Annotated in this window: 9 protein-coding genes; 4 read left to right on the forward strand and 5 right to left on the reverse strand. The window is 66.4% G+C overall.

Annotated features, from left to right (window positions below; genetic code table 11):
* Position 1: 1 nt before the first annotated feature.
* Complete coding sequence (locus tag E7V67_026475; protein ID WUR13191.1) at positions 2–922, reverse strand: MipA/OmpV family protein; 921 nt, start codon at positions 920–922, stop codon at positions 2–4.
* 261 nt (positions 923–1,183) lie between these two features.
* Here E7V67_026475 and E7V67_026480 point away from each other — a divergent pair, with 261 nt between their 5' ends.
* Positions 1,184–2,488 carry an ATP-binding protein gene (locus tag E7V67_026480; GenBank protein WUR13192.1) on the forward strand — a complete coding sequence of 435 codons (1,305 nt, stop codon included), beginning with the start codon at positions 1,184–1,186 and terminating at the stop codon, positions 2,486–2,488.
* On the opposite strand, the gene E7V67_026485 is transcribed toward E7V67_026480, so the two are convergent.
* Positions 2,489–3,391, reverse strand: coding sequence for a YihY/virulence factor BrkB family protein (locus E7V67_026485; GenBank protein ID WUR13193.1), 903 nt, complete (start codon positions 3,389–3,391; stop codon positions 2,489–2,491).
* Between the two features lie 175 nt (positions 3,392–3,566).
* On the opposite strand from E7V67_026485, the gene E7V67_026490 reads away from it, so the two are divergent.
* Positions 3,567–5,765, forward strand: coding sequence for an NADP-dependent malic enzyme (locus E7V67_026490; GenBank protein WUR13194.1), 2,199 nt, complete (start codon positions 3,567–3,569; stop codon positions 5,763–5,765).
* Positions 5,766–5,781: 16 nt separating this feature from the next.
* On the opposite strand, the gene E7V67_026495 is transcribed toward E7V67_026490, so the two are convergent.
* The 3 genes from E7V67_026495 to E7V67_026505 all read right to left on the reverse strand — a co-directional run bounded on the left by E7V67_026495 (position 5,782) and on the right by E7V67_026505 (position 11,525).
* Positions 5,782–6,744, reverse strand: coding sequence for an LD-carboxypeptidase (locus E7V67_026495; protein WUR13195.1), 963 nt, complete (start codon positions 6,742–6,744; stop codon positions 5,782–5,784).
* An 89-nt stretch (positions 6,745–6,833) separates the two neighbouring features.
* Entirely contained in the window at positions 6,834–9,602 is a 2,769-nt protein-coding gene (locus E7V67_026500; protein WUR13196.1) for a TonB-dependent receptor, read from the reverse strand.
* A 192-nt stretch (positions 9,603–9,794) separates the two neighbouring features.
* Positions 9,795–11,525, reverse strand: a complete 1,731-nt coding sequence (locus tag E7V67_026505; GenBank protein ID WUR13197.1) for an ABC transporter substrate-binding protein — start codon at positions 11,523–11,525, stop codon at positions 9,795–9,797.
* A gap of 130 nt (positions 11,526–11,655) precedes the next feature.
* Between E7V67_026505 and E7V67_026510 the strand changes: the two genes are divergently transcribed.
* Together E7V67_026510 and E7V67_026515 are read left to right on the forward strand one after the other, a co-directional pair.
* A complete protein-coding gene (locus E7V67_026510; protein ID WUR13198.1) occupies positions 11,656–12,894 on the forward strand; it encodes a nucleoside recognition domain-containing protein in 1,239 nt (412 codons plus the stop codon).
* Between the two features lie 83 nt (positions 12,895–12,977).
* Positions 12,978–14,492, forward strand: a complete 1,515-nt coding sequence (locus E7V67_026515) for a D-alanyl-D-alanine carboxypeptidase (GenBank protein ID WUR13199.1) — start codon at positions 12,978–12,980, stop codon at positions 14,490–14,492.
* The last annotated feature ends 54 nt before the right edge of the window (positions 14,493–14,546 follow it).

Raw genomic sequence — 14,546 nt, forward strand, 5'->3', positions numbered from 1 at the left:
GTCAGAACCGGTAAGCCAGCGCGCTGGACGCCGACAGGTTGGTGGCCCGCTCGACCAGGGGGCTGCGCTTGGCATCGCCCAGCAGCCGGCTGGCCTGCATCCCCGTCGTCAGCATCCATGACGGGCTCAGCGCCCAATTCCAGCGCGCGGCCACGCGCACGTCCTGCAGGCCGCCGTCCGGCGCATAGCGCAGGTTCATCGTGTGCCCCGCTTCGTACTCGGTCACGCCGAAATAGGCCTGGTTATAGGCGCGGTTGACCAGCGAGACCCCGGCCGACAGCGACAGCGCATGATGGGGCGCGAGTTGCTGCGCCAGGTGCTGGATCGACAACACGGCGCGCAAGCCGCGGCGGTCGTTGCCGGCGCCGTACAGTACGTTGCCGGTCAGGCGCCACTGGCGTGCCATGTAGACGTTGGCGAAACCGCCGTAGACGACGCGGCGGCCGATCGTCGCCATCCCTTCCAGCCGGTTGTTGCTGGCCTCGATGGATTGGGGAACGTTCTCGTCGATGGGATGGCTGTCGACCGGGCCCTCGCCGATGCCGGTGGACGGCAGCCAGGTCGTGGGCGGGCTGCCGTCGGCGCCGCTGTCGCCCGCGGTGGCCAGGCGGAACAGGCGGTTGCCGGACGCGTCGCGGCCCGGTGCCAGGGCGATCAGCGGCCCATATTCGACCGATGGCGAGGGCGACCAGTGCATCCCTGCGCTCATGCCAGACACGAACAGCCCGTTGCTCCAGGCGACCTGAAGCACAGGCAAGATGGCGTTGCGGTGGCCCGCGGCGCCCTCGTAACGAGGTACCGCCTGCACACCGAGTCCAATATACATATCACGGCTCCCATCCGGCATGGGATTGCTGGCGGGCGTTTGCGCGAACGCCGTACCGCACGTGCCTGCCACGGCAAGTACGAAAAACTTGAACATGTCTGCATTCCGAAAGATTGAATCCTCCAATTTTATCTGGCCGGAAATATCCAATCCTTCACAGCGGCGACAGCGCTATCACGCGACAACGTAAAACGCATGGGCGACGGCAAGACAGTCCAGGTTCACAGCGGCTCCATTAGGCAACAAGAATTGTCATCTTACCCAGCTGCAACAGAGCAATCCACCGCGCTTTGTCGTCGTTTTGTCATAAAACTGTCGACGCGGTTTTACAGGACTTGGTTCTTATACAATGGCAACATGAACCGCCTGTTTTTCCGCTTTTTCGTCCTCGTGATGCTGTCGATCAGCGTGGCGGCGTTCATCGTGTATTTCGCCATCAACCGGCTGTTTGGCGATCCGCTGGAAAGCATCGCGCGCAACCAGGCGGCGGCCCAGATCTTCCTGCTGGAACAGTATGTGGACCAGGCCCCGGCGGACGGCTGGCTGGACCGCCTGAACAAGGTGCGCGAGGTGTCGGACGTACGTTTCGACCTGATTCCGCTGGCTAACGCGCGCCAGCAATTGCCCAGCCGCGAACGCGAGGCGTTCGAGCGCGGCGAAGTCGTCATCGACATCGCCAACAAGGCCCTGTTTCGCCGCGTCGATTTAACCGGCGATAAATATATCGGCAGCAACGAAGAAGCGATTTACGCGCAAAACCTGCCCATCGATATCAAGGTGGCGCTGCAAATGGAGGCGGTCCGCTACGTCATCGTCGCGCTAGCCTTGTTGATTCCGATCGGCATCTGGTCGCGCTCCCACTGGCGCGGGCTGCAGATCCTGATGAAGGTCGCCGACCGGTTCGGTTCCGGCCAATTGAAAGTGCGGGCGCAGATGAAGCCGGGCGACAGCATTTATCCGCTGGCCGAGCGCATCAACCACATGGCCGACCGCATCGAGACGCTGCTGGAAGCGCAGCGCGGACTGCTGCATTCGGTGTCGCACGAAATTCGTACGCCGATCGCGCGGCTGGAATTCGCCTTGGAACTGCTGCACGATACCGTCGGCGACACCGTGCTGGAAAAGCGCATCGGCAGCATGCAGGGTGACCTGACGGAGCTGAAGTCCCTCGTCAGCGAACTGCTGGGCATGGCCCGGCTGGACAGCGAACAGCCGCTGCGCTACGAAACCTTCGACGTGACCGAGGCGCTGCGCAACTGCGCCAACGGCTTGCCGCCGGCCGAGGTCTCGCTCGACGTGTCCGTGCCGGACGGCCTCGGCACCTACTATGGCGACTGCCGCCTGCTGATGCGCGCCACCGGCAACCTGCTGCGCAATGCGCAAAAGTATGCCAACGGCCAGGTGGCGCTGTCGGCCGCGCGCAAGCTGGGCGGCGTGACGATCGTCGTCGATGACGACGGCGCCGGCATTCCGGAAGAGGAACGCGAAAAGGTGTTCGAACCGTTCTACCGGCTCGATCGCAGCCGCGACCGCAACACGGGCGGATTCGGCCTGGGCTTGTCGATCGCCAGCAAGGCCGTGTCGCTGCATGGGGGCACGCTCAAGATCGAGACCTCGCCCTTGGGCGGCGCCCGCTTCGTCATCACGCTGCCGCCTGCCTGACTAGGCGGGCGTGCGCAGTGGCACCGGCGGCGCGATCTCGCCCCGGGCCACTTTCTCGTACTCGGCAATGACCTGGGCGCCGAACAGCAGCAAGGTGGCGCCGATTTCCAGGCTGAACATGACGACGATGGCCGTCGTCATCGAGCCGTACACCACGTTCACCTGCGACAGCGTCGAGAAATACCAGACCAGCACATGGCGGGCGATTTCCCACAGCACGGTGGCGGTGACCCCGCCGATCAGGGCGTGCTGCCACGACAGCCGGCCCACCGGCATCACCATGTAGATCGACGACAGCAGCAGCACCTCGCCCGCCAGCCCCAGCAGGTACAGCAGCGCGCCGGACAGGCCGTGCAGCGACCATTCGTAGCCGAACAGCCGCACGCTTTCCGCCCCGATCACCTGCAGGCTGCCCGCCACCAGGGTGACGACCAGCGCGCCGATGCCCAGGCACAGGATGTAGCAGTAAGGCAGCACGGCCGAAATGAGGTAATGGCGCCGCCGCACCGCCACGCGGTGGATGAAGATCACGCACATGGCGTTTTCCAGCACGGTAAAGGCGAGCGAGCTGAAAAACAGCATCGTCAGCACGAGGAACCAGCCGACCAGGTCGCGGTGGTCGAGGAAATGGGCCACTTCCGCCACGATGGCGCGCGACTGGCCGGGCACCAGCCATTCCAGGTAGTGGCCGATGGTGTCCAGCAGATCTTTCGGGTCGATCACGTGCGACAGGGCGACCACCACCAGCATCAGGAGCGGCACGATCGAGAGCAGCGAGTAGTACGCGACCGCACCCGCCAGCAGCAAGCCCTGGTTGGCGCGAAACCCCTTCAGGCACTGCAGCACGAAGCGTAGCGGATGGCCCAGCACGAAGGCCGTGGCCTTGCGGTTGAGTATTGTCATGTCGCTAATTCTACCGGGGCGGACGGTGCCGTGACGCTCGGCAGGACTGGCAATATTTGCAGTTGGGAACGGCAAGCTCGGCCTTGATGTACGATATACCAGCGCAGGATGCAGGGACCCCACCCCCAGGCCGCCCCTGGTCATTCACGTCAATCCAAAACTTGCAGGAGACTTAATGAGCACCGAAAGCAGCCAGAACGAGAAAGACACGCAACTGCGCACCGACGCGCTGGAGTACCACCGCAGCCCCATGCGCGGCAAGATCGAGGTGGTGGCAACGAAACCGCTGTCCAACCAGCGCGACCTGTCGCTGGCCTATTCGCCCGGCGTCGCGTACGCCTGCGAAGAGATCGCGGCCGATCCGGCCATGGCAGCCGAATACACGTCGCGCGGCAACCTGGTGGCGGTCATCAGCAACGGCACCGCCGTCCTCGGCCTGGGCAATATCGGCCCGCTGGCGTCCAAGCCCGTCATGGAAGGCAAGGGCTGCCTGTTCAAGAAATTCGCCGGCGTCGACGTGTTCGACCTGGAACTGGCCGAGTCCGACCCGGACAAGCTGGTGGACGCCATCGCCATGCTGGAGCCGACCGTGGGCGGCATCAACCTGGAAGACATCAAGGCACCCGAATGCTTCTACATCGAGAAGCAGCTGCGCGAACGGATGAACATCCCCGTGTTCCACGACGACCAGCACGGCACCGCCATCATCTCCAGCGCCGCGCTGCTGAACGCGCTGAAGGTGGTCGGCAAGGACATCGGCCAGGTCAAGCTGGCCGCCTCCGGCGCCGGCGCGGCGGCGATCGCCTGCCTGGACATGATGGTCAGCCTGGGCGTGCAGCGCCAGAACATCTACGTGGTCGATTCCAAGGGCGTCATCTACCAGGGCCGCGAGGCGAACATGGAAGCGAACAAGGCGCGCTACGCACAGGACACCAGCGCCCGCACGCTGGCGGACATCGTGCGCGACGCCGACGTGTTCCTGGGCTGCTCGACCGCCGGGGTGCTGACGGCCGACATGGTGAAAACGATGGCCGACCGCCCCGTGATCCTGGCGCTGGCCAATCCGGAACCGGAGATCCGGCCCGAGGTGGCGCGCGCCGCCCGGCCCGACTGCATTGTCGCCACCGGCCGCTCGGACTACCCGAACCAGGTCAACAACGTGCTCTGCTTCCCCTACATCTTCCGCGGCGCGCTCGATTGCGGCGCGACCCGCATCACGGACGAGATGAAGCTGGCCTGCGTGACGGCCATCGCCGCACTGGCCGAAGCGGAAGCCAACGACGCCGTGGCGGCCGCCTATGCGGGCCAGGACCTGACGTTCGGCCCCGACTACATCATTCCGAAGCCGTTCGATCCGCGCCTGATGGCGGCCATCGCCCCGGCCGTGGCCGCGGCGGCCGCTGCCTCCGGCGTCGCCACCCGCCCGATCGAGGACATGGAGGCCTACCGCGACAAGCTGGGCGAGATGATCTACCACACCGGCTTCTTCATGAAGCCCGTGTTCGCCCAGGCCAAGGCCAATCCGCGCCGCGTGGCCTATGCGGACGGCACCGACCAGCGCGTGCTGCGTGCCGTGCAGACGGTGGTGGACGAGCATCTGGGCCATCCGGTGCTGATCGGCGCGGCGGACGCGGTGGAGAAGGCGATCCGCCAGGCCGGCCTGCGCCTGCGCCGCGACCAGGACTACACGCTGGTGGAAGCGGACGGCGACACCACGCGCCAGGGCTGCCGCCTGCTGGCCGAGGGCCAGGTCGATGCGCTGATCTGCGGCATGCAGGGCAGCTACGACGACCACCTGGCGCACGTGAAGAAGGAAATCGGCCTGGCGCCGGGCGCCAGCGTGCTGGCGGCGATGAACGCGCTGGTGCTGGACAAGATGACGCTCTTCATCACCGATACCTACGTCAACGACAGCCCGTCGGCCGAGGAGCTGGCCGCGATCACGCGCCTGGCCGCCGCCGAGCTGCGCCAGTTCGGGCTGGAGCCGAAGGCGGCGCTGCTGTCGCATTCGATCTTCGGTTCGTCCGAGCGCCCGTCCGCGCGCAAGATGCGCGAGGCTGCCGCGCTGCTGGCGCAATCCGATCCGGAATTGCCGGTATTGGGCGAACTGCATGGCGACGCGGCGCTGGCGGAAGACATCCGCCGCCTGTACCGGCCCGAAGGCGGCTATGCCGGCAGCGCCAACCTCCTGGTGATGCCGTCGCTGGACGCGGCCAACATCACCTTCAACGTGCTGAAAGTCGCTGCCGGCAAGGGCGTGACGGTGGGACCGATCCTGCTGGGCGCGGCCAAGGCCGTGCACATCCTGAGCCCGAGCGCGACGGTGCGCCGCATCGTCAACATGACGGCGCTGGCCATCGCGGGCGCGCGCTGACCCGCTGCGCCGGGGTCTAGGCGACCCCGGCTTCCAACAAGGTCACGGTCTGCGCGGCCGTGTCCATGCGCGCCTGGATCCCCATCGGCAGCGTGAACTGGTCGCGGATATGGCCGAACGACCAGCCGGTAACGGCGGGGATCGCCAGCGGGCGCAGGTGCTGGTCGGTCGTCTCGTCCAGGGTCAGCGCGCTTTCGCCCGGCGCCGGCGTGCAGCCCTCGAACACCCCGAGCATGATGCCGGCCGCCTGGCCGAACGGCTGGTTCATCTGCAGCTGCATCAGCATGCGGTCGATGCGGTACGGCTCCTCGTTGACGTCCTCCAGGAACAGCAGGCTGTCGCGGATATCGGCCGCGTATGGCGTGCCCGCCAGCGCGGCGACCAGGGACAGGTTGCCGCCCGTCAGGCGCCCCGTCGCCCCCCCCGGCACCACGGTGCGGGTGGCGTACTGCGGCGCGCTCAAGGCGCGCTGCGCGTTCTCCGCCGCCATCGGAATCACGTACTCCGGCTGCGGCTCCATCAGCACGTTCAGCAAATGCCGCGTTGTGTAGTCGGACGGCGTGGACATCGCCAGCGGCCCGTGGAAGGTGACGAGGCCGGCGTGGCGGTTGATGGCGAGATGCAGCGCCGTTAAATCGGAATAGCCCACCAGGATCTTCGGGTGCGCGCGCACCATCTGGTAGTCGATGTGCGGCAGCAGTTGCAGGGCGCCGGAGCCGCCGCGGATGGCCCAGATGGCCTTGACCTCCGGGTCGCGGAACATCGCGTTGAAGTCGATCATGCGCTGGGCCCACAGCCCGGCGTAGTTGCCGTGCACGGCGTTCAAGTGCGCACCCAGCTTGACGCGCAGGCCCAGCGACTCGACGTGGGCGACGGAGCGGTCGATGGTCTCCTGCGAGACCACGCCGGCCGGGGTGATCAGGCCGACGGTGTCGCCCGGAGAGAGCCGGCGCGGCTTGATCAAGGGTGGGAATGGCATGCTGTGGCGGCCTTTCGAAAGAGCGGGTGCCGCCGCCAGCGCGCCAGTGGCGGCCAGCAGGCGGCAGAAGCGGCGGCGGGTGATCTCGGTCAGAGGAATTTGTATTTCACGCTGAACGAGAATGCGCGGCCGCGCGGATCGGCCACCCGTGGGTCCCACCCTGCCCCCACCACCTCGTCCACATTGTGGGCGGTGAACGGCGGATCGGTGTCGAACAGGTTCTGGATGCCGAACGTCAAGGTCGTCTTCGGGAAGCCCGTGTAGGTCAGCGACACGTCATGCTTGGTGTAGTGTTTGACACGCGGGTCGAAGCCGGCCGGTGGCGTGCCCTTGCCGTTGTTCGGCACCTGGTCGTTGTAGCCGGACGCGTAGCGCTGCATCAGCAATGCGCTCCAGTTGCCCTTGCTGACGGTCAGGCTGGCCGTGTGCTTCCAGCGCAGGTAGATGTCGCGCGTGCTGAACTGGCTGACCTGCTCCTTGTACGGCTGGCCCTCGAATTCGGCGAACTTGAAGCTGTCCAGGTAGGTGCCGTCCAGCACCGCCGCGTATTTGTAGCCGGCGACGTTGCCGTCGTAGCGCAGGCCCAGGTCGATGCCGCGCGTTTTGAGGCCGGCCGCGTTGATCCAGCCCGCCTCCACGTGATCGATCACGCCGGTGGCCTGGTCACGCACGATGTACTGCGGCAGATACTGCCAGTTGTTCAGCACCGTCTGCGGCGTGCGGTTCAGGATGCGGTCCTGGATGTTGATCGCCCACCAGTCCAGCGAGGCGCTGAAGTTCTTGAACGGCTCGATGACAAGGCCCAGGGTGCCCTGCTTCGACGTTTCCGGCCGCAAGGCCGGATTGCCGCCGGTCTTGTAGTCCAGGCGTTCGATGGCGCAGTAGGCCGGATTGCCAGGATTCTTGGCGCAGCCTTCCTGGTCGATGATCCCGTTCGGCAGTTCCTGCGACAGCCGGCCCGCATACAGCTGGTTGAAGCTCGGCGCCAGGAAGCCTTTACCGGCCGAGCCACGCAGCAGGAACGTCTGGGTCGGCTGCCAGCGGAACGCCACCTTCGGATTGGTCGTGGCGCCCACCAGGCTGTAGTTGTCGCGCCGGATCGCCAACTGCACCTCCAGGTCCTTCAGCACGGGCACCAGCGCCTCGGCGTAGACGGCGCGCACGTAGCGGGTGGCTTCATCCAGGTTGGCATTGCCGGGCGAGAGCAGGATCGTGGTCGCATCGACGTCCTGGCCGAACGAATACGTCTCCTTGCGCAAATCAAAACCGGCCGCCATCGACACGGCGCCCGCCGGCAGGTTGAACACCTCGCCGGAGATCGAGCCGTCCAGCTGCGTCATCGTGGTGCGGCCATGCTGGAAGGCGCCGCGGTACTTGGTCGATTCGATCAGGTCCATGGCCTGCTGCGTCTGCCCCTGGCCCGGTGCCACCCACGGGTTGACGATGCCGCTGGCCAGCGCCGCGTAGATCTTGCTGGTGTAGCCGTAGCCGTCGACCAGGTCCGTCTGCGTGGTGCTGATCGATTTCGCCAGGCCGACCTTGTAGTCGTATTTGCCGGCCAGCGTACCTTCGGCCGCCAGCAGGCCGCGGTAGCTTTCCGCCACGTTGTACTGGGTGCGATTGCCCCACGGCGTGGCCCGCCATTTGTAGATGATCGGCTTGCTGCGGTCGTAGCTGGGGATATAGGCCGACAGGTCCTGGTAGTACGGTCCGTTGACGGGATACGCGTTGCCGTTGGCCAGGCTGGTCGAGATCTGCACGGCCGTCAGCTCCGCCGTGCCTTCCGTGCGCGAGCCGGTGAATTCGGCGAACACGCGGTGATCCGCGTTGACCTTGAACGTGCCGCGCGCCAGCGCCGTCGTGCGCTCGATCGGGAACGCCATCAGGTAGTCGCTGCCGTAGTCGTAGGCGCAGGAATAACGCGTGCGCGTGGGCGACGTGACGTCCTTCCACAGCTCGGTCTGGTACTGCGACATGCCAGGCACGGTGTCACACTTGCCCTGCAGGCTCAAGAGGCCGGCTTGCAGGTAGGTGGTGGGGTCGCCCGGCATCCTGAACCCCGTGCCCAGTGCCGTGCCGGCACCCGTCAGGATGTTGGCGAACGGCGTGCCGGTGGTGTCGGGCGACAGGCCGCGCTGCGGCTGGTAGCCGCGGGCGAAGTCGCGCTGGCGCGATTCCAGCTTGTCGTTGACGTCGTGCGTCACGGTGGCCATCACGTTCCAGCCGTCCGCATTCAGGTCGCCCAGGCCGCCCAGCAGCGAATAGCTGCGCGTCATGCCGCCGCCCGCCTCGGTGGCGTTCAGGGTGGCGGCCGCTTCCAGGCCCGTGTAATCGGTGCGCAGGATGAAGTTGACGACGCCGCCGATGGCATCGGTGCCGTAGATGGCGGAGGCGCCGTCCTTCAGGATCTCGACGCGGGCGACGGCGCCCAGCGGGATCGCGTTCAGGTCCACCGCCTTGCCGCTGCCGCCGTGGTTGCCCATGCGGCGGCCGTTCAGCAGCACCAGCGTGGCGTTCGGGCCCAGCCCGCGCAGCGAGGCGAAGGCGGCGCCGCCTGAGACGCGGTCGGCGTCCGCGCCGAACACGTTGTTCCCGGAGGTCATGTTGTCCGCCCCGGTGCCGTTGGCCGAGATCAGCCGCATCAGCTGCTCGGTGTCCGTGATGCCGGCCTTGCGGATCGTGTCGAACGTGATCGTCTGCACCGGCAGCGCGCCCTCCTTCGCCACGCGCTTGATGCTGCTGCCCGTGATCTCCACGCGCGGCATCGGCTGGCTGGCCTGCGCCTCCTGCGCCATGGCCGTCACCGGACCGACCGCTCCCATCAGCGCAATCAGGTGCGCCAGCTTCTTTACTTGCACGGATCTCTCCCTTTCATGTGCGGTCCCCACCGTGGCTGGGGGCCAGTAGGGGCGCATGGCGGCGGCGATGTCCTGGCATTGCCCTGTCCTGCCGGGCGCCCGGCGAATTCAGGGTAGCGCGCGCTCAAGCACGCCACCTAATGAAAATTGCGGACGCTGCCATAACTTTATGGAATGCATCCGTTGCAATTGTCAGCGCGACATTTTAGCGGCCCGCTGGCGCGCAGCCATATCGATGTCGAGATAGCGCCAGTTGGTGAATTCGACGGGATGCCGTTTGTAGTTTTTTAGCCACGGTTGCCGGATGTCGGCGGAGATCGGGTGCGTCAGCAGCACCCAGGGGTTGTAGGCGTGGATCAGCTGCGCCATCTCGGTGTACAGGCGCTGGCGTTCCGGCCCATCCGCCAGCTTGCGCGCCTGCTCGTAGCGCAGGTTATAGGCCGGCAGGTTGAAGCGGGCGTAGTTGGCGCGACCCGCATTGGGGCCGTACAGCAGCTGGTAAAAATTGTCGCCGTCGGGGAAGTCGGCCACCCAGTTCGTCTCGAACATCATCACTTTGCCGAGGCGCGAGGCCTTGATGATTTCCGTCTTCTTGTCCGTGATGAATTCCACGCGCAAGCCCAGCGCGTTCAGGTTCTTGCGCCACAACTCGTCGCGCAGGCGTCCCACCATCGACGGTTCGCTGTGCATCCGCAACGTCAATGGCCGGCCGTCCGGCAGGGTGCGGAAGCCATCCCGGCCCTTGCGGTAGCCGTGGCGCTCCAGCAGCGCGCGCGCCAGGGCCAGGTTGTACGTGATCGGGCTGCGGTAGTGCGGGTCGTAGCCCAGCACATTGGGCGGCAACGGCGTCTGCGCCGGCAGCGCCAGCCCCTTTTTCAGCAACGCCACGTCCTCGGCGCTGTTGTAGCCCAGCGCGATGGCGCGGCGCAGCGCGATCTTGTCCGGCGTGTAGCCGCCGATGACGGGGTCCTCCATGTTCATCCACATGTAGTAGGTCTGCAGCACCGGGAATGGGTCGAGCACCATGCCGCGCCGCGCCAGCTCCGGTTTCAGGACGGGCGTGGCGGACGCCGGATCGAGCACCAGGTCGCGCATCGATTCGGGCACCTGCTCGATATAGTCGAATTCGCCGTTCAGGTAGCCCAGCACGCGTGACTGGTACTCCTCCATGATCTTCACGTCGACCCGGTCCACCAGCGGCAGCGGGCCACCATGTAAGCGCGCGTGGTATGCGCGGTTGGCCGCCAAGATGATGCGGTCGCTGCGCTTCCATTCCTGCATCACGAACGGCCCGCTGCCGACCGGGTGGTTGCCCAGCTGCGTGCCGTACTGCTCGGCCGCCTCGCGCGCGACGGCGCCCGTGGCGGGCAGCGCCAGATAGAACAGGAAGCTGGGATCGGGCGCCTTCAGCCGGATTTGCAAGGTGTAGCGGTCGATCGCCCGCAGGCCGGGAATCGCGGTGGCGTAATCGAACTGGTCGCGCCAGGCCTCGTCGCCCAGCAGCTTTCCCTCGAACAGGAACAGCCACGGCGACTTCAGCGCCGGGTCGTACAGGCGTTGCAGGCTGTAGACGTAATCCTCGGCCGTCACTTCACGGCGCTTGCCCCCGAACGCCGGATCGGGCGCGAACGTCATGCCCCGCTTCAGGCGGAACGTCCAGGTGGTGCCGGCCGCATCCACCGACGGCATGGCGACCAGCGCGTTCGCCTGCAATTTCACCGGCCGGGCCAGGTAGTCGTAGCGCAGCAGCGGGTCGAACAGGTTTTCCAGCAGCGACAGGCTGGCCAGGTCGGAGGCGACGGCCGGGTCCAGGCCCGTCTCGCCTGTCGACAGCAGCGCATGCAGCACTTTGGGTGGCGCCGCGACGGCGGCCGTGGCACAGGCCAGCGCCAGCGCGGCGATAAGGGAACGGGGCGATGTCATGGCGTAGGAGCATAAAGCAGCGGCCCGTCCCGCGCCAGCACGGCACGGCCCCGGCACGTTTCACTTTCCCCGCGCCGGCCGGGCTGTCCTCTATACTCTGCCTGGCCTGGGTTTCTTGGAAAATGCAATCATGTCTCTGAATTACATCTGGTCCGGCTTCTTCCTGGTCGGCTTTGCCGCCGCATTCGCGCAATGGCTGTTCCTGGGCGATACGGAAATCTTCAAGAAGGTCATCGACGGCACGTTCGACGCCGCGCGCATGGGCGTGATGGACATCGCCCTGCCGTTGGCCGGCGTGATGACGCTGTGGCTGGGCATCATGAACATCGGCGAAAAGGCCGGCGTGATCGGCTGGCTGGCCAAGGTCATCGCCCCCTTCTTCTCGCGCATCTTCCCGGAAGTGCCGAAGGACCACCCGGCCACGGGCCACATGGTGATGAATTTCTCGGCCAACCTGCTGGGCCTGGACAACGCCGCCACGCCGTTCGGCCTGAAGGCGATGGAGAGCCTGCAGACGCTCAATCCGAACAAGGACGAAGCCAGCAACGCGCAGATCATGTTCCTGGTGCTGCACACCTCCGGCCTGACCCTGATCCCATTGGCGATCATGGCGCAGCGCGCGATCCTGGGCGCGGCCGACCCGTCCGACATCTTCATTCCCTGCATGATCGCGACCTATGCCGCCACCCTGGCCGGCATCGTCGCCGTCTCGATCCGCCAGCGCATCAACCTGTTCGACAAGGTCGTGCTGGCGTGGCTGGGCGGCCTGACAGGCGCCATCGTGGCGTTGATCTGGTATTTCACCCAGTTCCTGTCGAAAGGCGAGATCGAGACCGTGTCGAAGGTCGTCAGCAACTTGATCCTGATGAGCGTCATCGCCATCTTCCTGATCAAGGCGCACCTGCGCAAGGTGAACGTGTACGAGGCCTTCATCGAAGGCGCCAAGGGCGGCATCCAGACCTCCTTGACGGTGATTCCATACCTGGTCGGCATGCTGGTCGCCATCAGCGTGTTCCGCAATGCGGGCGTGTTCGGCTTCATCGTCAGCGGCTTCGAATGGATATTTTCGAGCCTGGGCCTGCGCACCGACTTCGTGCCGGCACTGCCGACGGCGCTGATGAAACCCCTGTCCGGCAGCGGCTCGAAGGCCATGATGATCGACGCGATGACGACCTACGGACCGGATTCCTTCGTCGGCCGCCTGGCCTGCATCTTCCAGGGCTCGGCCGACACCACCTTCTACATCGTCGCGCTGTATTTCGGCTCGGTCGGCATCCGCCGCACCCGTTACGCGATCTCGTGCGGCCTGATCGCCGACCTGGCCGGCGTGGTCACGGCCATCGGCGTGGCTTACCTGTTCTTCGGTTAAGGAGCTTGATGTTGTTACGTCGTCTGCTTTGTACCGCCCTGCTTGCATGGGCGCCGTGCTCCCACGCGGAGCTGCCGGATCCAGTGGCCAAACTGGCGCTTGCGGCCGGCATTCCGGAAGACGCCATTGGCGCGGTCGTGCTGCGCGGCGACACGATCCTTGTCTCCAACGCGGCCGATACGGCGATGAATCCCGCCTCGACGATGAAAGTCGTCACCACGCTGGTCGGGCTGGAACAGCTGGGCCCAGCGTTCCGCGGCCGCACCGAATTGCGCAGCAACGGCAGCATCGCTGGCAACGTGCTGAAGGGCGACCTGATCCTGCGCGGCGGCGCCGACATGGATCTGACAGCGGACGCGCTGACGCACCTGCTGGAGCGCCTGCGCAACCTGGGCGTGCGCAAGGTCGCGGGCGACCTGGTGCTGGACCGCCAGCTGTTCCAGCCGGCCCGGCCCGACGCCGGGCTGCCGCCGTTCGACGAGGCGCCGGAGGCGTACTACAACGTCATCCCGGACGCACTGCTGCTGAACATGAACATGCTGTACGTGGAGCTGGCCGCCGACGGCCGCGCGCTGACGGCATCGATGCTGCCGCAGCTGGACAAGGTGGACGTCAAGCCCGCACTGACGCTGGTGGACGGCGACTGCGCCAAGTGGGACGCCGGCTGGCAGCCGCCCACGGTCGAGCGCCGCGGCGCCAGGCTGACGGTGGCCCTGCACGGCACCTTCCCGCGCAACTGCCGCAAGAACGTCGGCCTCAACGTGCTCGATCGGGACGACTACGCCGACCGCCTGGTGCGCGCCACGTGGCAGCGCCTGGGTGGCACGATCGCGGGCAAGACGCGCACCGTGGACCTGGCCACGTACACCTCCACGCTGGCCGCCAGCGCCGTCGCGCAGGGAGCGCTGGGCAGCGATACGCCGCCGCCCGCGACGCCGGAAGACCAGACGACCCTGCTGGCCGAACACGTCTCGCGCGCGCTGCCGGAACTGGTGCGCGACATGCTGAAAACCTCGGACAACGCACTGGCGCGCACGCTGTTCCTCAGCCTGGGCAGCCTGCAGCCCGACCCGCTGCTGGGCAGCCGCCCGCTGCCGGCCGGCGAACGGCTGGCGATGCTGATGGCCGCGCACGGCCCGGACAAGACCGTGCCCGCCACCACGGCGGCGCGCGCCGAGCAGGCGATTCGCCAGTGGCTGAAGGAACAGCAGATCGACGGCGACGGCATCGTGTTCGAGAATGGTTCCGGCCTGTCGCGCACGGAACGCATCCGCCCCGTGCAGCTGGCGGCGGTACTGCGTGCCGGCCAGACGTCACCGTGGCTGCCCGAATTCCAGGCCAGCCTGCCGATCGCCGCCATCGACGGCACGATGCGCAAGCGCCTGAAGGAGAGCCCGGCGGCAGGGCGCGCCCGCATCAAGACGGGCACGTTGAACGGCGTGGTCGCGGTGGCCGGTTACGTGCCGGACGCGAACGGCGAGGAATGCATCGTCGTCGCCATCGTCAACCATGAGCGGGCCGGCAATGGCGTCGGGCGGGGGATTGTCGATGCGTTGATCGACTGGACGGCCGGTAGCAGTGCCGGGAGCGCGATGTAGCAGATAGCCGCTTTCTCAAACCCCGGTGACAGGCACCTGTCTTCGGGTCTGCTC

It is taken from the genome of [Empedobacter] haloabium, assembly GCA_008011715.2.
Classification (GTDB): Bacteria; Pseudomonadota; Gammaproteobacteria; order Burkholderiales; family Burkholderiaceae_D; genus Rugamonas; species Rugamonas haloabia.